At 56.7% G+C, this 20,013-nt stretch carries 19 protein-coding genes; 7 read left to right on the top strand and 12 right to left on the bottom strand.

The window, feature by feature from the left end:
• Position 1 precedes the first annotated feature (1 nt).
• Positions 2-757, top strand: a complete 756-nt coding sequence (locus tag AC2FLP_RS04760; protein WP_299896405.1) for a ParA family protein — start codon at positions 2-4, stop codon at positions 755-757.
• A complete protein-coding gene (locus AC2FLP_RS04765) occupies positions 754-1,221 on the top strand; it encodes a CYTH domain-containing protein (protein ID WP_117869213.1) in 468 nt (155 codons plus the stop codon). The genes AC2FLP_RS04760 and AC2FLP_RS04765 overlap by 4 nt, the downstream gene beginning before the upstream one ends.
• Here the strand turns inward: AC2FLP_RS04765 and AC2FLP_RS04770 are convergent.
• From AC2FLP_RS04770 to AC2FLP_RS04815, 10 genes are all read right to left on the bottom strand, one after another.
• A complete protein-coding gene (locus AC2FLP_RS04770) occupies positions 1,218-2,531 on the bottom strand; it encodes a sensor histidine kinase (protein ID WP_496681851.1) in 1,314 nt (437 codons plus the stop codon). The genes AC2FLP_RS04765 and AC2FLP_RS04770 overlap by 4 nt on opposite strands.
• Before the next feature lie 49 nt (positions 2,532-2,580).
• A complete protein-coding gene (locus AC2FLP_RS04775; RefSeq protein WP_299896413.1) occupies positions 2,581-3,261 on the bottom strand; it encodes a response regulator transcription factor in 681 nt (226 codons plus the stop codon).
• 180 nt (positions 3,262-3,441) lie between these two features.
• Positions 3,442-4,878 carry a DegQ family serine endoprotease gene (locus tag AC2FLP_RS04780; protein ID WP_299896416.1) on the bottom strand — a complete coding sequence of 479 codons (1,437 nt, stop codon included), beginning with the start codon at positions 4,876-4,878 and terminating at the stop codon, positions 3,442-3,444.
• A 749-nt stretch (positions 4,879-5,627) separates the two neighbouring features.
• Entirely contained in the window at positions 5,628-6,227 is a 600-nt protein-coding gene (locus AC2FLP_RS04785) for a nucleotidyltransferase family protein (protein WP_299896418.1), read from the bottom strand.
• A gap of 31 nt (positions 6,228-6,258) precedes the next feature.
• On the bottom strand, positions 6,259-8,676 hold the full coding sequence (locus AC2FLP_RS04790) for a GcvT family protein (RefSeq protein ID WP_496681856.1): 2,418 nt from the start codon (positions 8,674-8,676) through the stop codon (positions 6,259-6,261).
• Between the two features lie 83 nt (positions 8,677-8,759).
• Entirely contained in the window at positions 8,760-9,515 is a 756-nt protein-coding gene (locus AC2FLP_RS04795; RefSeq protein WP_299896423.1) for an HpcH/HpaI aldolase family protein, read from the bottom strand.
• 87 nt (positions 9,516-9,602) lie between these two features.
• Complete coding sequence (locus AC2FLP_RS04800; protein ID WP_496681858.1) at positions 9,603-10,910, bottom strand: HlyC/CorC family transporter; 1,308 nt, start codon at positions 10,908-10,910, stop codon at positions 9,603-9,605.
• A 63-nt stretch (positions 10,911-10,973) separates the two neighbouring features.
• A complete protein-coding gene (locus tag AC2FLP_RS04805; protein WP_299897239.1) occupies positions 10,974-11,930 on the bottom strand; it encodes a tyrosine recombinase in 957 nt (318 codons plus the stop codon).
• A 2-nt stretch (positions 11,931-11,932) separates the two neighbouring features.
• The gene (locus AC2FLP_RS04810; RefSeq protein WP_496681861.1) at positions 11,933-13,453 is read right to left on the bottom strand and encodes a hypothetical protein; all 1,521 of its coding nucleotides are present in this window, start codon (positions 13,451-13,453) and stop codon (positions 11,933-11,935) included.
• Positions 13,443-13,592, bottom strand: coding sequence for a hypothetical protein (locus AC2FLP_RS04815; protein ID WP_162896777.1), 150 nt, complete (start codon positions 13,590-13,592; stop codon positions 13,443-13,445). Before AC2FLP_RS04815 ends, AC2FLP_RS04810 begins: the two co-directional genes overlap by 11 nt.
• A gap of 79 nt (positions 13,593-13,671) precedes the next feature.
• Between AC2FLP_RS04815 and AC2FLP_RS04820 the strand changes: the two genes are divergently transcribed.
• On the top strand, positions 13,672-14,259 hold the full coding sequence (locus AC2FLP_RS04820) for a shikimate kinase (protein WP_117869204.1): 588 nt from the start codon (positions 13,672-13,674) through the stop codon (positions 14,257-14,259).
• Entirely contained in the window at positions 14,260-15,372 is a 1,113-nt protein-coding gene (gene aroB / locus AC2FLP_RS04825; protein ID WP_496681864.1) for a 3-dehydroquinate synthase, read from the top strand.
• Positions 15,373-15,381: 9 nt separating this feature from the next.
• Here aroB and AC2FLP_RS04830 read toward each other — a convergent pair whose 3' ends face one another.
• Positions 15,382-16,452, bottom strand: coding sequence for a site-2 protease family protein (locus AC2FLP_RS04830; protein ID WP_299638673.1), 1,071 nt, complete (start codon positions 16,450-16,452; stop codon positions 15,382-15,384).
• An 18-nt stretch (positions 16,453-16,470) separates the two neighbouring features.
• Complete coding sequence (gene ssb, locus AC2FLP_RS04835) at positions 16,471-16,968, bottom strand: single-stranded DNA-binding protein (protein WP_496681866.1); 498 nt, start codon at positions 16,966-16,968, stop codon at positions 16,471-16,473.
• A gap of 203 nt (positions 16,969-17,171) precedes the next feature.
• On the opposite strand from ssb, the gene AC2FLP_RS04840 reads away from it, so the two are divergent.
• The 3 genes from AC2FLP_RS04840 (at position 17,172) to AC2FLP_RS04850 (ending at position 19,926) form a co-directional block, all read left to right on the top strand.
• Positions 17,172-17,750, top strand: a complete 579-nt coding sequence (locus AC2FLP_RS04840; protein WP_299896439.1) for a lytic transglycosylase domain-containing protein — start codon at positions 17,172-17,174, stop codon at positions 17,748-17,750.
• 96 nt (positions 17,751-17,846) lie between these two features.
• Entirely contained in the window at positions 17,847-18,809 is a 963-nt protein-coding gene (locus tag AC2FLP_RS04845) for a LuxR C-terminal-related transcriptional regulator (protein ID WP_299896442.1), read from the top strand.
• 130 nt (positions 18,810-18,939) lie between these two features.
• A complete protein-coding gene (locus AC2FLP_RS04850) occupies positions 18,940-19,926 on the top strand; it encodes an MBL fold metallo-hydrolase (RefSeq protein WP_299896445.1) in 987 nt (328 codons plus the stop codon).
• Positions 19,927-20,013 lie beyond the last annotated feature (87 nt).

Consider the following 20,013-nt stretch of genomic DNA (forward strand, 5'->3'; position numbering starts at 1 on the left):
AATGAAGATCATTGCCTGTTACAGCAACAAGGGCGGTGTCGGTAAAACAGCAACCTCGGTGAACCTGGCTTATGCATATGCGCAGGCGGGGCAACAGGTGCTGCTGTGTGACCTTGACCCCCAGGGCGCATCGGGGTTCTACTTTCGGGTGAAGCCTTCGAAAAAGCTGACGGATGCGCGGTTTTTCGAAGATGTGGAACGGTTTACCAAGGCAATCCGGGCCAGCGATTTCGAAGGTTTGGACGTGCTGCCAGCGAATCTGACCTTTCGTGATTTTGATGTGTTCCTGTCGCGGATGCGAAACAAACGTTCGCGGTTGAAAAGAGCTTTGAAAGCCGCAGGTAGCGATTATGACGTGATCATTCTGGATTGCCCGCCCAATTTTTCGACCCTGTCCGAGAATATCTTCAAGGCAGCCGATGAAATCGTCGTGCCGGTCATTCCCACAACCCTGTCCGAACGGACGTTCGATCAGCTGGTTGAGTTTTTTGACAAACACAAGTTGCGCAAGAAAAAACTGCGGGCCTTTTTTTCGATGGTGCAACACCGAAAGGTTTTGCATCAGGAAACTATGGAGGCGATGCGCAAGCTGTATCCAAAACGCTTTTTGCAGACGACGGTTCCTTTCGCTGCGGATATCGAAAAAATGGGTCAGCATCGTGCCCCGATCAGTACCTTTGCCGGGCGCAGTGTATCCTGTGCTGCCTACCGGGCACTGTTTGGGGAATTGGAGAGCGGAGTGATTTCAAACCGATGAGCAAAGAAATCGAACGCAAGTTTCTGGTGGCAAACCTGCCGGACCTGAGCAAAGCGAAAAAAGCCGTTGTACGACAGGGTTATCTGACCGCGCCCGACGACTCCGCCGAGTTGCGGTTGAGGCAAAAAAACGATGCGTATTTCCTGACTTTGAAAGGTGTCGGCGGCCTGGTGCGGATGGAGCGCGAGGCCGAGATCACTGCGGAACAGTTCGATACTTTCTGGCCGGAAACAGAAGGGCGGCGGGTTGAGAAGATACGCTACACCGCTCAATTGCAGGATGGTCTGGTATTTGAGCTGGACGTCTTCGCGGGAGATCTGGCACCGTTGTGCCTGGTGGAAGTGGAATTCACCTCACAGGACCAGGCCGCAAGATACGTCCCACCGGATTGGTTCGGTACGGATGTCACCGACGATACGCGCTATAAAAACAAGACCATGGCGATAAATGGTGTTCCGGATTAACGCAGTTGAGCCAGATTGATCGTGGTTTCCAGCCCGGGGTCACAGTTCCGGGCGGCAAATTTCCCACCGTGCATATGTGAAATTGCTGCGACCAGAGCCAGGCCCAAACCCGCATTGCGTTCCGTCCGAGCGGGGTCAAGTGTCACGAATGGAAGCTGAAGGCGATCCAGTTCTTCGGGGGGAACGCCGGGTCCACGATCCCTGACGCTTAGCTGGGCAAGACCGTCGCGCGCATCGATAGAAATCGTGATCGCGGTATCTGCTGGTGCGTAACGCAAGGCGTTTTCCAACAGATTGGAAAGAGCTTGCGACAGAAGAGACCGGTGCCCCTGAATGGCAGGGGCAGAGCCCCTGACTTCAAGTTGCACACCTTGATCGGCGGCGACCGGGTCATAAAGCTCTACAACATCGCCGACCAGTTGCTGCAAATCGATGGTTTCGAATTGCTCTCGTCCCAGACCGGCCTCGGCCCGTGAGATTTCGGTGAGTTGCCCCAGTACGCGCAAAACGTGATCAATTTCACCCGTTGCCCGTGCGATATCGATCTCGCGATCCAGATCGCTTTTGCCGGGTTCAGAGAGGGTCTCAACTCGTTGTCGCAGGCGAGACAAAGGCGAGCGAAGATCATGCGCAATCGAATTCGAGGTGGTGCGAAGGTTGCTGATCAATTCCTCGATCCGGTCGAGCATGTTGTTCAATGTGCCTGAAACCTGATCGAATTCGTCCCCGGTTCCGCGCAGCGGCATCCGCTTTGACAGATCGCCCGAAACGATATTCTCAGCCGTGCTGGCAATATCCGAGAGGCGCGAGAATACCAACCGCGTGAACAACCAACCGGTGATGACGCTCAGAACCAAAGCAATCCCCAGCGCCAGGGCAACTGAGCGAAACAGAACCCTGTCGAATTGCTGGCGCGACGCAGCATCCCGCCCAACCAGAAGGCGCTCGCCGCCCGGCAGGCGGATCGATGCGGCTGAGACGGACACGAGCTGATCATTGTCTGCTCGGCGTAATTCCAAGTCTACCCAACCACTTCCGGCGGCAATGTTTCCCGGCCAAGACTTGAGATTGCCTACAAGTTTGAGGCCCAACCGATCTGTCAAAAGATAGAGTGCGTCCCGCTCTGCGGCACTTGGCAAACGGCGCTCAATTGCAGTGATCAACCCAATCAGCCCGCGCCTTTCGTATTCATCTGCAAGCCCCGTCAACTCTGCTGATACGACCGAGCGGGTCTCGGCTTCGATGCTTCGGTTGGCGGTCACATAGACGAACGCGAGCACAGACGCTGTCAGAATCGTGCTCAGAATCATGCTGGTTGCTACCAGCCTTGTTCTTGAATTGTTTAACGAAAGCGGAAGGTTATCCATCGGACATCATGTAACCCGCTCCGCGGACGGTTTCAATCAGCGGCGCGTCACCGCCTTCGTCCAGCTGGCGCCGTAATTTCGAGATATGAACGTCCACAACGTTGGTGTTCGGGTCAAAATGGTAATCCCAAACCCCTTCAAGCAACATGGTGCGCGACACCACACGGTTTTTGCGACGCAGGAAAAACTCGAGAATCTGAAACTCACGTGGTGTCAGTGTGATCTCGTGCCCGTCGCGCGTGACTTTGCGGGTCAACAAATCCATCTGCAGGTCTTTGCAGGTCAATGTCGGCGTCTCTTCGGATTCCTGAGGGCGACGCAGCAGGGCCTCGATCCTGGCGTGCAGCTCCTGGAACGAGAATGGCTTGACCAGATAATCGTCGGCGCCCGAGCGCAGGCCTTTGACCCGTTCGTCCACCGCGCTCATCGCCGTCAGCATCAATACCGGGGTTTTCAATCCGGCCGCCCGCATGGATTTGATCAGTGACAGTCCGTCCAGACCGGGTAACATCCTGTCCAGAACAATGGCGTCAAACCCACCGTCAGTGGCATGGTACAGCCCCTCTCGACCGTCAGCCGCGGTTTCAACCACGTATCCCTCTTCGCCAAAACCCTTGGCGATGAAGTCCTTTGTGTCAGCATCATCTTCGACGATCAACAGACGGCGGCTCATGGTCGGGCTCCTTTCTTTTTATATTTAATCACAAATTTCAGGTAAAGCATATGGTTAGGAGAAGTTCTTGCCGGGTGCTGGGCCTGCACCCGGCAAGCCCGGCGGACAGTGGACAACTCTGATCCGCCGGGTGAGGCGCGCGCCGGAAATCCCCATCAAGCAGCGCACGCATGTTCAGGTTCAGGCCAGTTCGACCGCGACGAAGATCTGGCTGCCGCCACGATTGATCAGCACCAGGGCAGGATCGGTTTTTTCGCTGTCCAGCGCCGCCTTCAGAGCGTCCGGTGTGGAGGTGTCCTGATTGCCCAACTTGACGATCACGTCACCACGCTGCAGGCCGGCTTTTGCCGCGGGGCTGTCGGGCTTCAGGTCTGTGACGACGACGCCCTCGACGTTTTCGGCAACACCTGTCTCGGCCCGAACCGTTTCGGTCAGCGGTGCCACGGTAACACCGAGCGTTGTGCCTGCAACTTCTGCTTCGACCGGTTTGTCGGCCTCGGCCGATGCGGTCTGATGCTGGCCAACAGTAAGGGACACTGTTTTCTGCTTGCCGTCACGCAACACGGTCAGAGTGCTGTCGGTGCCGACTTTGGTCGTGCCCACAAGGACGGGAAGATCACCACTGGAGTCTACGGCATCGTCGTTGAATGACAGGATCACGTCGCCTTGCTTCAGGACGCCGTCTGCCGGGCTGCCTGAAACTACGTCGGACACCAACGCGCCCGTGGAAGCCTCAATCCCCAACGCCGCCGCAAGTTGTGGGCTAACGTTCTGGATCGACACGCCCAGCCAACCCCGGCTGACCTGCCCATCATCACGCAGATCGGCTGCGATGTGTTCAACGATGTTCGAAGTTACGGCAAATCCAAGACCGACCGATCCACCGCTGGGCGAATAGATGGCCGAGTTCACGCCAACAACTTCGCCTTCCATGTTGAACAGAGGGCCGCCCGAGTTGCCCTTGTTGATCGCTGCATCCGTCTGGATGAACTCTGCATATGGACCTTCCGAGATGTTGCGGCCTTTTGCCGAAACGATACCTGTGGTCACGGTCGAGCTCAGGCCGAAGGGGTTGCCGATGGCGACCACGTCTTCACCTACGCGGATTGTGTCACTGTCGCCAAGTTCCACGGCTTGCAGGTCAGTCCCCGCGTCGATTTTCAGAACCGCGATATCCGTTAGCGGGTCTGTTCCGACCACTTCGGCGTCGAAGGTGCGATCATCGCTGAGGCGCACGGTCACGGTCGAGGCATTGTCGACGACATGGTGATTGGTGATGATGTATCCGGCGTCATCCAGAACAAAACCCGAGCCCAGGCCCTGGGACGGGCCACGTTGCGGCATGTTGAACCCTTCCGGGCCGCCGAAGCGTTTGAAGAATTCACCAAAGGGATGCCCTTCAAAGTCAAAGTTCTGACCCTGGGCTGGGGTCGGCACTGCGTCGTGTTCGGCGATGATGGTTACGACCGACGGTGAAACGGTCTCAACCAGATCAGCCAATGCCTCGTCCGCCATGGACGGCATGGCCGTCGCTGCAAGAAGGGCCGCGCCGAGCGCGCTGGCACCTGCCGAGTTGGAAGTGCGGGGAAGTAGAAGCGAGGATTTGCGGATGCTCATTTGTGTCTCCTGTTATGTTCACGCAGTTGCGGCTGCGCGTTGAGACAACAGATGCCTTCTCAGAATTGGCGTTTCCTGACTGATCAATTAATAAATCTTAATTTTGCCACAAAGCCGGTGTTGTGTGACGGCTGACGTCGATCGGGATTCGCGGACTTTTACCGATCCGGACCAAAGCGAATCGGAGGATTGTTGCTAAAAATGGCGTCAAACTTTCAAAAACATTGAATTTGTTTTGTTTTGTTGACAATCATCCTTCCGAAAGATCGAGAAAAAGGCTGCTCTTCCAATGGTTGTGGGTGAGTCTGTGTGAGGCATGGCTTGACACAATAAACATGTTTTTGACTGCGGATATTGGTGAATAAGTTTGCGCTTAATCCCGAATCGCTACCGTTTCCCAATGGGAATAATCGCCTTAAGGTTGAACTTGACGCAACGCGATGTTGCGCAAAAACCATTCGAGGAAGACCCAAATTATCCCTTCCATCCAATTTTACATTGTTTCGCGCGATCGGATAAGTGAGGATGAAGGTGCCCAAGTGAGGGGAGCCAAAAGCGCTAGGGGGCGCTTGCGGCTAACTCGATCACCAAAAGTGATAGCGGCATGTTAACGAGGGGGTCTTGTTTAGGTTTAGCTGCTTGGGAGTCGGGGTGTTTCTGAAAGCACACTGGCCACACTTTGGAGATTGAGCAAAGTGGTAGTCCTGTTTTGGGCACCGGCCCGGTCGATTAGACCGGGCCGTGTTTGTTCAGAGGGCATGTTTTCCGCGCCAGTCCTTCCAGTCTTCCGGGGTATCCAGATCCAACCGTGCATTTTGGGCGGGCAGGGGATGCAGATGAACGCTGTCCCGATGTTTCCGCACAATCTCCTGCGCGCCGTCGTCCCCTTTCAGCCGTGACAGTTGATCGAAAAGAGATCTGTCAAACACGACCGGATGACCGGGCGCTCCATCCTCGGTTGTTCCACGCCAGATCAGGTTGTCGGGGTGGGCACGTCGCGCATTCAGAATTGTGGTCAGATCTGTTTCGGTCAGATCGGGTAGATCGGCCAACAAAACCATAGTGGCTGGTGCATCCGACGGCAGCTTTTGGATCGCGGCGCGCAGACTGGCATTCATTCCTTCTGCCGCATCCCAGACCGGAACGATCTGAACATCAAAGCCATCAAGCGCGTCATATCTTGGATGCGGTTCAGGAGGCAGGGCGACGATCACAGGCCCAACGGCGCAGGCCATGCTTGCGGAACGGGCGAGCAACGGAATGCCGTTGATCGGTTGCATCAGCTTGTCGATGTCGCCCATGCGGCTGGATTGACCCGCAGCCAGAATGATAATGGGAATCTTAATCATCCCGCTACAATGCCGTTGACCCAGGCGCGAGTCATCCCCTCATTCGGGCGCCGTCAGCGTCAAACAAGGGTGTCGAGATAACCTTTGCCTTGCACATCTGGCCCAGTATTTCGATCTCAACTTCAAGCCCATCTGCTACGCGTTCAGACGGCAGGAAACCCATGGCGACAGACTTTCGTGCGTAGTGTGAATAGCCACCTGAGGTGCAGAAACCAACAACTGCGCCATCCAACCAGATCGGTTCATAGGCGTTGACGTCTGTGTCATCGGCTTCGACTTCGAAAGCGACCAAGGTGCGTGTCGCGCCTTTGGCATGGTCCGCCTCAGCAGCTTCGCGACCAATGAAGTCTGCATTCTTGCGGAACGAGATGAACCTGTCCAACCCGGTTTCCGCAGCGGTGTAGTCGGGTGAAAACTCTCGCATCCACGACCCGAAGAACTTGTCCAGACGCAGGCTCATCATTGCGCGCATTCCAAAGGGAACCATGCCATGGGGCTGCCCCGCTTCCCACAATGTCCACCAAAGTTGCCGCTGCGCCATCGGATCGCAGTAGATCTCGAATCCAAGATCGCCGGTATAACTGACCCTCTGTGCGATGCATTCCGTCATGCCCACGGTCATGCGGCGCACATCGAGGAAGCGGAAATCACTCAGGTCATCGCGGGAACACGCAGCCAGAACCTGCATTGCCTTGGGTCCCGCGATCTGAAAGCCGTTCAAGCGGTCGCTGATATTCTCAATCGTCACGCCGTCCTGTGTGTGCTGCTGGAACCAACGCATGTGGAAGGCCTGACTGCCGTAGGAAGCCGTGAGTTGAAACTCAGTCTCACTGAGGCAGGAAACAGTGAAGTCCCCGATCAGTTTGGCCTTGGGCGACAGCATCGGGGTCAACGACAGCCGTCCGGGTTTCGGAATCCGACCTGCCATGATCCGATCCAGCCAACCGCGTGCGTTGGGTCCTGAGATGCGATACTTGCCGAAATTGTGGACTTCGTTGATACCCACACCCTCGCGCACGGCACGCACTTCGCGACCTGTCGCGGCAAACGCATTCGAACGCCGGAACGAAGGCGTCTCATATCCCGGCTCGTCTCCTTGCGCGAAGTAGTTGGCGACCTCCAGACCGTATTGCTGTCCCCAAACCGCCCCCAGATCGGTGAAGATGTCGTACATCGGGGTCGTGCGGTTGGGGCGCGCTGCGGGCAGTTCTTCGTTCGGATAGGCGACGCTGAAGCGTTTCTGATAGTTCTCGATGACTTTTGGGCGGGTATAGCCCGGGCTGATCCAGTCGCCGAAACGCGCAACATCCATGGCAAAGACATCGCGTTCGGGTTCGCCTTCGATCATCCATTGCGCCAGTGTCAGGCCAACGCCGCCACCCTGGCTGAAGCCTGCCATGACTCCGCAAGCCGACCAGTAGTTGCGTATGCCCGGTACCGGCCCGACCAGAGGGTTGCCGTCGGGTGCAAAGGTGAACGGACCGTGGATCACCGATTTCACCCCCGCTTCTGCCAGAACCGGAAAACGGCGATAGGCGAATTCGATACTGTCCGTGATCTTGTCATAATCGTCGGGCAGCAATTCATGGCCAAACTCCCATGGCGTACCATCAACAGCCCAAGGTTTGCAGGGTTGTTCATAGAACCCAATGCACAAACCGCGCCCTTCCTGCCGCAGATAGCTTTCGCCGGCCGGGTCCATGACGTGTGGATGTTCGCCACCCGCGTCGATGATCGCCCCGATCTGAGGGATCGAGTCGGTCACCAGATACTGATGTTCCATAGGGTGCAGCGGGAAATAGACACCGGCCATCGCGCCAACCTCACGCGCCCAGAGCCCGCCTGCGTTTACGACATGTTCGGCGTGAATCGTAACTTTGTCGGTCACGACATCCCAGGTCCCATCGGGGCGTTGGTTGGTTTCACGTACCATGCAATGAGTTTCTATGGTTGCACCACCCATGCGGGCTGCCTTGGCATAAGCATGCGTGGTACCCGATGGGTCAAGATGCCCATCCAGAGGATCATAGAGCGCACCGATAATGCCGTCTGTGTTGGTGATGGGCGCGATCTGCTTGATCTCGTCCGGGCCAACGATTTCGGTTTCCAGCCCCATGAACCTGTGCTTGGCGCGTTCGGCCAGCAGCATGTCGAACCGGTCCTGGTTGTCGGCCAGTGTCACGCCGCCCACATGGTGCAGGCCACAGGACATTCCGGTGATCTCTTCCAGTTCTTTGTACAGCCGGATCGTATACCCCTGCAGCGCCGCCATATTGGTGTCGCCGTTCAACGTGTGAAATCCGCCTGCGGCGTGCCATGTCGATCCGCTGGTCAACTCGGACCGCTCCAGCAGCATAACGTCGGACCAGCCCAGTTTTGTCAGGTGATACAGAACCGAGCATCCGACAACGCCGCCTCCGATAACTGCGACACGGGTGGTGGTTTTCACGATGTATCTCCCTATGGTTTTGGGAAAAACTGTCGAGCCGATACGGATTTTACTGTTCCGTTAGCGACAGCAGATGTCGTATGTTACGTTTTGCACCAGCTTTGGATTTGCAGAGCCTTCTCGCGCAGCCAAAGTGCGTCAAAACCTCCGACCAGACGATAGCCGCGAGAAAACAAATCGGTTGCCTGCGCTTCGTTCAGCGCCACATTGCCCAGCGGTATTTCGGCATTGAAGGCGGCATTTTCCACTTTCCGGACAGCTGAAACAAAGTCCGGGTGATCAAACTGGCCCATCACGCCCAACTCAGTGCTCAGGTCGAACTGTGCGATGATCAGCATATCCACGCCTGGAACAGCGCAAATGGATTCGATACTTTCAAGGGCTTCAACCGTTTCGACCAGTATGCAACAGATTAGTTCCGGGCCCACAACGCTTGGGTAGGTGGTGAGAGTTTCGCCCCAACGCGACTGCGCGAGAAACGGTCCGAAACCACGGGTTCCATCGGGGGGATAGCGCAGGCTTTCGACGGCGCTCCGGGTGTCTTCCACGGTTCGGACAAGGGGAAACACGATACCTTCTGCGCCCAAATCCAAAGCGCGCTTTACGTCCGCTGGCTGGTTTTGCGCCACGCGTACCAACGGCGCACAGCTTGTTCCCGCAGTTGCGGCAATCATCGCGTGAGCCGAGGCATAGTCGATTGCTCCATGCTCAAGATCGATAATCACGGAGTCGACCCCGCATGCCGCCAGCGCCTGCGTAACGGTCGCCGAAGGTATCGTACACACCACCGAGCTGAGTCGATCTTTTGTGTCCTGCAGTTTCGTCTTGAGGCTGGGCATAATGAGTTTGTCCTGCAATCGATTGGCAAAATTGATGACAGTCAGTCTAGCAGCGCCCGGAACATTTCAGAAAAAAAATCGCAGCCGTTATAGCGGGCGCACCTTCAGTCCGGTGATACGGTTGCCTTCACGTGCCGTGACCTCGAACCGGAAACCGTGGAACGAAAACACCTGACCGACGACCGGGATCATCTGCGCCTCGTGAATCACAAGGCCGGCCAGCGTGTTGGCCTCGTCATCCGGCAGTGACCAGTCCAGCGCACGGTTAATGTCTCTGATGGTCATGGCACCTTCGACCAGGTATTGGCCATCTTCGGTGCGGGTGACCGGGACCTCTTCGTCTATGTCGAACTCATCGGCAATCTCGCCCACGATCTCTTCGAGAATATCTTCAAGTGTAATCAGACCTCGAAGAGACCCGTATTCATCCACCACTAATGCAAAATGGCTGTGCATTCGCAGAAATTCCCGCATCTGGTCGTCCAGCGTGGTGGTTTCAGGCACAAAATACGGGGCGTTTGCCACTTTTCCGATGTCAAAGCTGGCTAAACGGTCGGTGCCGCCGTCGCTGCCGCCTGCCTGCGCGTACATGGCGCGAAAGAGGTCCTTGGCATGTACGACGCCTACAATGTTTTCCGGCTCGTCCCGGAAAACAGGCAGGCGGGTGTGGCGGCTTTGCAGACATTGTTTCAGGATTTCCTCGGGGGCCGCATTGGCGTCGATCATCTCGATGTTCGAACGGTGCAACATGATTTCTTCCACCGTCCGGTCGCCCAGATCCAGCGCGCCCAAGATGCGGTCGCGGTCTTCTTTTTCGACCACACCTTCGGAATGACCGAGTTGCAGAGCGCCGGCGATTTCTTCGCGTACGGCCAGAATGTTGCTGTCAGGATCGATCTGCACGCCGAACAGGCGCAAGACACCGCGCACCAGCAGTCGCACCGCGGCTACAATGGGTGAAAACACCGTCACGACGACGCTGATGATCGGCGCAACAGCCGCCGCGGCCTTTTCAGAATTGGTGATGGCATAGGTCTTGGGCAGCACTTCGGCAAAGATCAGCACCAGCAGAGTCATGACCAGTGTCGCCAATGCCACGCCGCTTTCGCCGAACAAACGAGTGAACATGGCCGTCGCCAGCGAGGCTGCCAGAATGTTGACAAGGTTGTTGCCCAGAAGAACCGAGCCGATCAGGCGTTCATTGTCATCGGTGATTTCGAGTGCCTTTTTCGCCCCGCGTGATCCTTTGTCGGCTTGTGCCCTCAGCTTTCCGCGTGAGGAGGCTGTAAGCGCTGTTTCTGAACCCGAGAAAAAGGCGGACAAAACGAGCAATAAAAGGATTGCGCCTGACGTAAACCAGAATGTGCTGTCGATCTGAGAAGGTGAAGGTTCCATTGGTCCTTGGTGGGTTAGGATGGTGCATCCGTTATGGGGATGCCGACCCGCTGGATCAAGGGCTTAGCCCCTGTCTTCGTCAGGGTCTTTGCTCAGCGGGTGGTGTTGCAACACCAGTTCAGTCAGCCGTTCATCCAGAACATGAGTATAAATCTCGGTCGTTGCAACGTCGGCGTGGCCCAATAAAGTCTGGATCGAACGCAGGTCAGCGCCGTTGGCCAGCAGATGCGTGGCAAAGGCGTGACGCAGGGTATGTGGGGTGACTTTTTCGGGCGAAACGCCGCCCTGAACGGCCAGTTCCTTGACCAGCAGAAAGAACCTGTGCCGCGTCAGGTGGCCGGACTTACCGTGCGACGGGAACAGAAAGCGAGATCTTTGACCGCCTTTCTCAACAGTCTGATCTTCGGCTTCGTCTCGTACGGTCAACCAAGCAGCCAATGCATCCCGCGCCGGAGGGGACAGGGGCACCATGCGTTCCTTGCCACCTTTACCCAGCACCAACAGCATGCGCGGATCGCCACGGGCCGAGGAAACGGGCAGGGACACAAGTTCGGTGACGCGCATTCCGGTGGCGTAAAGGACTTCCATCAGACACGTGTTACGTACGCGATCAGCCTTGCTGCGCCCGGTTTGTCGGGCAGCCTGAAGCAGGCGGTCGACTTCTGGCACGTCCAGCGTTTTGGGCAGCCGCTTCTGCCGTCCCGGACCTTTGATCTGGATGGCGGGGTTCGTCTCGATCCAGCCTTCCTCGAACGCAAATCGGTAGAGCTGCTTGATGGCTGACAATCGCCGCGCGCGGGTGGAACGCGACAAGCCCTGTGCCTCGCAGTCGATCAGGTAGGCTTCGATCTGATCACGATCTGCCTTATCGAATCCGGATCCCCTGTGCTGCAACCAGGTTGCAAAGTCTTTCAGATCGCGTCCATAGGCCAGCAACGTGTTTGTCGCCGCCCCAAGTTCCGCCGCCTGAGCCTGTAGGAAGGTCGAAATCCAAAGTTCGTTTGTTGCGGGGGAGCCCATCATCAACGCTCTTGCAGGATCAACAGGCTCAACGCTGCGCGCCGCGCTGTGTCTTCCAGGCCCACGCGTCGGAAGGTTGCGATTGCTGCGGTCAGATCCACCAGATTGCCCCGTGCACCATGCGCAAACAGTTGCATGGCTTCCAGTATGGCTTCACCAAGTTGACCGTTGTCGAGCAAGGCGTCGATATCGTTGGGTACGGGCGCCGCCCATTCAAATCCCTGAGCAACCGCGTCCGCCCAAGGAGAAGGAGAAACCGCCCGCCCCGGATCACCCTGTGCCAAAGCTGCAAGGAATAGGGTGTCGATTGAGTCGTCCGGCGCGGATTGTGCTGCCTGTTCGTAAAGGTCAGACAACATCAGAATGCGCCAGCGCAGGTTTTCAGTCGCCGGCACCGCCAGGGTAGTGTTCGACAAACGCTTGGCAAACAATTCGGCGAAGGGCACTTCAAGCCCGACGCCACGCATCTGCTGCCAGACCGGTGGCAGTGTTTTTCCAATGGCTTCAGCGTTTCGGGTATCCAGCGCGCTTTCAAAACGTTGGATGGCTGCAACCCTGTCCCAAACAGCGCCGGACGCCGCCGGGGACCGCTCGGTATAAAGGCCCAGCAAATGATTGGGCGTCAAAGCGCCAATGCGTGTAAGCCGTTCGGCGGCTTCGATCTGTGCTTTCCATCCGGCCACATCCCGAAGATCTGCATTTGCAAAAGCTCTTGGCAACGAGGCGGTCGGAAGCCGTTCACCAATCGCCTCATACAGTCGGAAACTCAGTGGATCCGGGTTTTCAGGTTGAGGCAGATAAGCCGCGCCTTCATAGAGTTCCGGGCTTAGAAAACGATCCAGAACCGCCAGGTCTTCTGGTGGCAGGATGTCCAAGGCATGCGCCGCCTCCAGCGTCAGCGCGGCCGACGCCCAATCCCCGCGCCGGGCTTTGCAGAACACTTGCGCGGCGTAGTTCCTTGACAGGTGCGGTTCAGCGATAAGGGCGGTGCAACTGCGATCCTCATCACCGGTCAGCAGCGTCGCGTCAAACCAGCGTTGAAACCGTTCCTGTGTATCGGTCGGCCCGGCCAACTGAACCAGCGATTGAACGGGATCTGCTGCGCCCAGTTGCATCAGACGGTCCAGTCGCGCCAGCAGCATGACCTCTTGGGCATCAGGGCCAGCCGGTGCGCGGGTTTCTGAAAGAAGCAACGTAAACAACAAGCGTTGCATCGCCGGGTTGTCGCGAACGGGCGTCCTTGCGATCAGGGCCGCCAGCCGGCTTGCATCGCTGCCTTGCCACAATTCTACTGGCAACCCTGTGATGGACGACGCAACCAAGCCCAACGGTTGTGACAGCGCTTCAAGCGGCGTCACCTCAATCTCTGGCAATCCTCCATTCTGCGCCACCGGCGGTTCTAGCAAAACCGTTCCGGGCAGGTTTTCCGGCGGATTCGCCAGCCAATCAATCGCAGACAACGGGGTTTGCGCATGTGCCGGTCCCGCCAGAAGGATCGCCAACAGCGCTTGTTTAGTCGACATCCAATACGACCGGTTCGCGGATTTCACTTTGAGGCGCAGAAAAATCCGCGCCAAAGAACGGTCCGACATAGGCATAGACAACCAGCCCAATGAACCCCAGGCAAAGAACGTATATCAGGAATTTGATCAGTCGGCCCATGGCGCCACGCTGCCTCAATTTTTGCTTTTGGCCAAGTTATAACTGGCATTTTTCCCAAGATCACGTCATTCACGGTTAAATGAGCGAAATTAAGCATAACACACACTCGGCAGACACACAGGGTGGCTTTGAACTGCACAAAACGGTGGTTCTTGTGGGTATGATGGGGGCTGGCAAGACTGCGGTGGGGCGCGCATTGGCCGCCCGTCTGGGCGTTCCGTTTCTGGACAGCGATGCCGAGATCGAATCAGCCGCCAACATGACCATTCCGGAAATCTTTGAACGTGACGGTGAACCTTTCTTTCGCGCCAAGGAATCGCAGGTCATCGGGAGATTGCTGAACGAGAAAAAGGGCATTCTTTCAACGGGTGGCGGGGCGTATCTGCAGCCGGAAAACCGTCGCATCATTGCCGAAAAGGGTGCTGCAGTCTGGCTGCGGGCGGATCTGAATGTTCTGTGGAATCGTGTTCGCCACAAAGACACACGTCCACTGCTGCGCACAGCCGATCCGTATGCGACGTTGAAAGCGCTCTATGAGGCCCGCGTGCCGGTTTATGCTCAGGCAGATCTGGCTGTGGATTCGGATGGCGAGACCTCGATCGAAAATATGGCAGGCCGCGTTGTCGACGCGCTGATGACACGCCCTGATGTTTTGGAACTCAAATAAATGCATCAAACAGTACATGTAGACCTTGATGACCGCTCGTATGATGTTGAAATCGGTCCAGATCTTCTGACGCGGGCAGGGGGCTGGATATCACCACTTCTGGCCCGGCCAAAAGTGGCGGTTTTGACGGATGAAATCGTGGCCGGTCTGCATCTTGAGACCCTGCGCGCCGGGCTGATGGCTGCGGGGATCGAGATGACCGAGCTGGCATTGCCCTCCGGAGAGGCGACCAAAAGCTGGCCGCATTTCGAGCGCGCTGTCGAGTGGTTGCTTGCTGAAAAAGTCGAACGTCGGGATGTCGTCGTGGCCTTGGGCGGCGGGGTCATCGGAGACCTTGCAGGCTTTGCAGCGGCGGTTTTGCGGCGTGGTGTTCGTTTTGTGCAGATTCCAACGTCCTTGCTGGCGCAAGTGGACAGTTCGGTTGGGGGAAAGACCGGGATCAACGCACCTCAGGGGAAAAACCTGATCGGCGCGTTTCATCAACCGTCTCTGGTTCTGGCCGACACCTCTGTTCTGGGGACCATGACCCAGCGAGATTTTTTGTCAGGGTATGGCGAAGTCGTGAAATACGGTTTGCTTGGCGACGCGAAATTCTTTGATTGGCTAGAGGCGAACGGGCCAAGCGTTTCCTCGGGTGACATGGCGGCCCGCGTACGCGCGGTAACGCGTTCAGTGCAAATGAAAGCCGATATCGTCGCGCGGGATGAAACCGAACAAGGCGACCGGGCTCTTCTCAATCTGGGGCACACGTTCTGCCACGCTCTGGAAGCTGCAACAGGCTATTCTGACCGCCTTCTGCACGGTGAAGGTGTGGCAATAGGTTGCGCGCTGGCGTTTGAGCTGTCGTCTCGGCTGGGTTTGTGTTCGCAAGAGGATCCAAGCAGGGTGCGCGCGCACTTGCGTGCGATGGGGATGAAGACGGATCTGGCTGATATTCCGGGCGAATTGCCAAGTGCCGACGCGCTGGTGGATCTGATGGGGCAAGACAAAAAAGTCGTGGACGGTCAGCTTCGGTTTATTCTCGCGCGCGGGATCGGAGAGGCGTTTGTGACGCCAGATGTGCCGAAAGATGCGGTTCTTTCGGTTCTGTCGGATGCGCTTGCGACGGCTTGAACTGAAAGCCTAACGACCCTGAATAACCATCAACTCACCGATGTTTTCGCGGGTGATGTAACCCATCATCCGACCAGCCCGAGTGACCACGGCAATTGCCGGAGCCCCCTTATGCAGATGTTCCAACACGGTCTCGAGGCCGGTGGTAAGCGAAACTGCGGGGACATCGGCATTCATGATTGAGGTGGCAGGTGCCGATCTGGGTTGATCGCCTGCGAGCGCGGCAAACAGCCGATCTCGGGTCACAAAACCAAGCAGAGATTGATCCGTATCCAGTACAGGGAACTCATGCTGCGTGGTGTGAATTACGGCTTGTGCTGCTGTGCTCAGCGTATCGTTGGGGGAGAGCGCGTGAAACTCGGTGATCATCGCGTCCCGGGCCAGAACGCGACGTGCCGCAGATCGCAAGGCGACGTCCTGGCTTTCTGCGTTGGCGGCGATGAACACGAACACTGCGATCAGCACAAGAAACGGGTTGCCCGAACTCAGCCCCACAAAACCCAGGCCAACGGCGACGATCTGGCCACCGAGCGCAGCCACGCGTGTTGCTTTGACACGATCCATGCGCAGGCAAAGAAGGGCGCGGAACACGCGTCCTCCGTCCATGGGGAAGGCCGGGATCATGTTGAATACTGCCAGCAGAAGGTTGATATAGGCCAGCCTGTTCAGAAACCCGATGCCCGGTGAATCGATCTGGGAAAGCGTCTCGATCGGCAGTCCAGCACCAAACGCGACCAGAATGACCCAGATCACGATGTTCACCGCCGGACCTGCAAGTGCCACCAAGACTTCTTGCAACGGCTTTTCCGGCATCCTTTCAAGCCGGGCCAACCCACCGATCGGCAACAGTGTTATGTCTGGGGTCTTGATTCCATACCGCCGGGCCATGAGGGCATGACCGAACTCATGGGCGACCACACAGGCAAACAAGGCCAAAACAAACAAGAGGTTGTCAATGGCTGCCGGCAGGCCGCCTGCTGAATAGGCCGCAAAGCCCACCCAGGCCAGCAGTAGGAAGAATGTGACATGGACCCTCAGTTCGGACCCGAGCAATCGGCCGAGAGAGAATGACCATGTCATGTCGTGTCTCCGATTTGCTTAGAACGGAATCTCGTCGTCGTCGATTCCGCCCGATGCCGGTGCCGGTGCCGGGGAACTGGACGGACCGCCATAGGGGTCTACGTACCCGCTGCCTCCGGCTTGGCCACCGCCATAACCACCGCCACTGCCGCCACCGCCTTCGCCGCGCCCATCCAGCATCACGAGGGTAGAGCCAAAGCCCTGCAGGACAACTTCGGTAGAATAGCGGTCCTGGCCTGACTGGTCCTGCCACTTGCGGGTCTGCAATTGCCCTTCAAGATAGACCTTTGAACCCTTGCGCAGGTATTGCTCTGCCACACGGACCAAGCCTTCGTTGAAGATGGCGACCGAGTGCCATTCTGTGCGTTCGCGGCGTTCACCCGTGTTACGGTCTTTCCAGTTCTCTGACGTGGCAATACGCAGATTGCAGACTTTGCCGCCATTCTGGAATGTCCGCACTTCGGGATCACGCCCCAGATTTCCGACCAGAATGACCTTGTTGACTGAACCCGCCATGTAATTCCTCGTTCCGTTCTGACGTAAATGCGCCGAATCTGGCGCGACTTGTTTTGTGAGACCCTATACGGCCTGCATCATGGTTGAAAACAGTAGATACAACAGTGTGGAACAAGAGTCTTACTTTGGTCTTTACCAAGCTTTCATTTTTTGCGGGAATACCTATACTCCGACTGGTTTCTTATCGAGCAGGATAGGCATTGATGCGTTCTTGGGTTGCCGGGTTTTCTGTTGTCTGCCTTGTGCTGGCTGTCGCGCCTGTGCAGGCGCAAACGCTGTCCACCAAAAGCCGTAAGGATATCTTCCTCAAACAGTCCAAGATTTTGGATTCCCGCGCGGCGACGCAATATCGTGATTCCGCGCGGTTGAAACCAAAGACATCCCGTGCGCAGACCAGCAAGCGATATACCGGAAAGTACCGCGGTCAGTATCTGGATCTGGCGAAACAAGCTGCCCGCCTTCATGACATTCCCGAAGACTTGTTTCTGCGCCTTGTGCAGCAGGAAAGCGGATGGAACCCACAGGCGAAGTCTCACAAAGGTGCTCTGGGATTGGCGCAGCTGATGCCCCAGACCGCCGAGCTTTTGGGGGTCAACCCCCATGACCCCCAGCAGAATCTTGAGGGTGGAGCCAGATACCTGTCCTGGCAGTATCGCAAGTTCAAATCCTGGCCATTGGCTTTGGCCGCTTACAATGCGGGCCCAAAAGCGGTGGAAAAGCATGGCGGCATTCCGCCATACAAGGAAACCCAGAACTACGTGAAGGTCATCTGGGGCGGTTAAACCCGATGCCGCGGCGCAGAGCGTCCAGTTCTTGATTATGTGCAACCTGACCCGCTAACCTGAAAGGGTATCGCCCAGTAACTGGTGAGGCCCTAAATGCCTGTTGACCACCCAGAGATTCCCAGAGAAACGCTGGCCAACTGGCAGCAACTGGTTGATCTGGTCGCAGAGTTGGCGGATGTGCCTGCAAGCCTGATCATGAAAACCGACGCGCCGGATCATGCGGTGCTGATCACCTCGGATCATCCCGAAAACCCATATCCGGTCGGCTTGAGCTTCCAGTTGAACCCCAAGCTTTATTGTCAGGGCGTCTTGCAGCGGGACGAGGAATTGGTGGTCAAAGATGCTGCGTGCGATCCGGTTTGGGCGGACAATGACGATCTGGAACATGGGATGACATTTTACATCGGCCTTCCACTGAAATGGCCTGATGGATCGGTATTTGGAACTATTTGTGTTCTGGATCGCAAGCAGAACCGACGTGCCTTGTTGTTCCGCGAAGGGCTGGCGCAGTTCGCACGCATGGTCGAGTCGGATTTGGCTTTGTTGCAAGAGGTTTACCTGCGTCGCGCGCTGGAAGGAAAACTCAACGAAACACTGGCACAGCTGGAAACACGTGTCGCGAAACGCACGCGTGAGCTGCAGGAAACCAACACGGCGCTGCGCGTCCTGCTGTCCAGTCTGGATGACGATCGCAAAAGCCGCGATCACGAAATAGTCGAACAGGTGCGCAGCAGAGTGCTGCCATATCTGGAAAAAATTCGAACGCAGCTTTCCGGGGATGAGGCGCAGTATGTCTATCTTGAACTGGCCGAGAAGAACCTGAACGAGATCACGTCTGCTTTGTCGGACAAACTGACAGATGCATTTGCAGTGATGACCCCGACAGAGATCGAGATTGCGCAGATGGTCATGTTTGGAAAAACGACCAAAGACATTGCCAAGGCCCTGTCGCGAGAAACATCGACAATTGATTTTCACCGCAACAACATCCGCCGCAAGCTGGGGCTCGAAGGACGCGACCAGAACTTGCGCAGTCATTTGCTCTCGATTTCGTGAACGTGAAATGTGGGGTTTCTCCCCATATTTCGCCCCCATTTTTTCGGTCTGAGCCGATATGCTTTGACTTGTTACCTTTAGCTGGGACGCGCGGAAAAACTGCGAGGGTCCAACAGAGAGGTACACAAAAATGGATCGCAAAGATCTGAAACCAACCATCCTGATCGGGGACAAAGATCATCTGGCGCCGGGGCTGTCGCGCCGGTCGTTCTTCATGGCGGCAGGCGCTGCCGGGGTCGGCGCGACCGCTTCTGTGCTGGGCGCACAACCGGCCCAGGCGCAATCTCAGGCGTGGCTACAGCCGGGCAACAACAACCATGTGATCGATCTGCAAGGCGCAACGGGTGAGGCCAGCACCGGGACGGTTGGCATCGACTATTATGGGCATTGTGCGATCAAGATCACCTCGCCCAACGGGGCAACAGCGCTGTTTGATCCCTGGCGGGATGATCCGTCGGGCGCGTGGGGTCTTTGGTTCCGCAACGAGTTCCCGCAAATCCCGGTAGACATCACCCTGTCGACCCATGCACATTTCGATCACGATGCGATTGAACGCCCAAACTCGACCATGGTGCTGGATCGTATGGTAGGCAAATTCGAGTTTTCTGACATCAAGATCACGGGTTTTGCCGACAAACACGCTTGTGTCGCGCCGGGATGGTATGACTGGACCAATGCGCTGGCCGAATTTGGGGTGGAAGCCTGCCCGCCGAACAATGTAGGTCACATGGATATGGTCGTCTATCTGGTCGAGACCGGCGGCATTCGCACGCTGATCTGGGGCGACAATCGCCATAACCCGCCGCAGGAGTTCTGGGACGCAATCGGTCAGGTGGATGTTCTGACTCTGCCGGTGGATGGCTCGGAACACATTCTCAGCTTCGATCAGGGCAACGACATTGTGTCCAAGCTCAAGCCCAAGGTGATCATCCCCACACATTACCTGAATGAGGTCACGTCCTACACGTTGACCACGCTACAATCTGCGGACGATTGGGTGAAGGGACAGCAGAGTTACAAGATGCTCGACAGCGCCAGCCTTCAGCTTGAAGCCGGTGGAATTGCAGGAATGAACCAGGAATTCATGCATTTTGGAAACAACGTCATGACCGGTTGACGAATTACCAAAGGTCGCCACTCACACACACTTCCACACGCCGTCTGTCTCCCCACAAACCACGGCGTCAAGAGAAAGGGCCGGTCT

The organism is Ruegeria sp. CDSA141 (genome assembly GCF_059612005.1).

Bases quoted from the DNA above. Each gene is read 5' to 3' on its own strand.
- AC2FLP_RS04760 (WP_299896405.1), top strand. From the start codon at position 2: ATGAAGATCATTGCCTGTTACAGCAACAAGGGCGGTGTCGGTAAAACA.
- ssb (WP_496681866.1), bottom strand. From the start codon at position 16,968: ATGGCGGGTTCAGTCAACAAGGTCATTCTGGTCGGAAATCTGGGGCGT.
- AC2FLP_RS04830 (WP_299638673.1), bottom strand. From the start codon at position 16,452: ATGACATGGTCATTCTCTCTCGGCCGATTGCTCGGGTCCGAACTGAGG.
- AC2FLP_RS04785 (WP_299896418.1), bottom strand. From the start codon at position 6,227: ATGATTAAGATTCCCATTATCATTCTGGCTGCGGGTCAATCCAGCCGC.
- AC2FLP_RS04845 (WP_299896442.1), top strand. From the start codon at position 17,847: ATGCCTGTTGACCACCCAGAGATTCCCAGAGAAACGCTGGCCAACTGG.
- aroB (WP_496681864.1), top strand. From the start codon at position 14,260: ATGCATCAAACAGTACATGTAGACCTTGATGACCGCTCGTATGATGTT.
- AC2FLP_RS04800 (WP_496681858.1), bottom strand. From the start codon at position 10,910: ATGGAACCTTCACCTTCTCAGATCGACAGCACATTCTGGTTTACGTCA.
- AC2FLP_RS04795 (WP_299896423.1), bottom strand. From the start codon at position 9,515: ATGCCCAGCCTCAAGACGAAACTGCAGGACACAAAAGATCGACTCAGC.
- AC2FLP_RS04780 (WP_299896416.1), bottom strand. From the start codon at position 4,878: ATGAGCATCCGCAAATCCTCGCTTCTACTTCCCCGCACTTCCAACTCG.
- AC2FLP_RS04815 (WP_162896777.1), bottom strand. From the start codon at position 13,592: ATGGGCCGACTGATCAAATTCCTGATATACGTTCTTTGCCTGGGGTTC.
- AC2FLP_RS04775 (WP_299896413.1), bottom strand. From the start codon at position 3,261: ATGAGCCGCCGTCTGTTGATCGTCGAAGATGATGCTGACACAAAGGAC.
- AC2FLP_RS04770 (WP_496681851.1), bottom strand. From the start codon at position 2,531: ATGATTCTGAGCACGATTCTGACAGCGTCTGTGCTCGCGTTCGTCTAT.
- AC2FLP_RS04850 (WP_299896445.1), top strand. From the start codon at position 18,940: ATGGATCGCAAAGATCTGAAACCAACCATCCTGATCGGGGACAAAGAT.
- AC2FLP_RS04840 (WP_299896439.1), top strand. From the start codon at position 17,172: ATGCGTTCTTGGGTTGCCGGGTTTTCTGTTGTCTGCCTTGTGCTGGCT.
- AC2FLP_RS04805 (WP_299897239.1), bottom strand. From the start codon at position 11,930: ATGGGCTCCCCCGCAACAAACGAACTTTGGATTTCGACCTTCCTACAG.
- AC2FLP_RS04810 (WP_496681861.1), bottom strand. From the start codon at position 13,453: ATGTCGACTAAACAAGCGCTGTTGGCGATCCTTCTGGCGGGACCGGCA.
- AC2FLP_RS04765 (WP_117869213.1), top strand. From the start codon at position 754: ATGAGCAAAGAAATCGAACGCAAGTTTCTGGTGGCAAACCTGCCGGAC.
- AC2FLP_RS04820 (WP_117869204.1), top strand. From the start codon at position 13,672: ATGAGCGAAATTAAGCATAACACACACTCGGCAGACACACAGGGTGGC.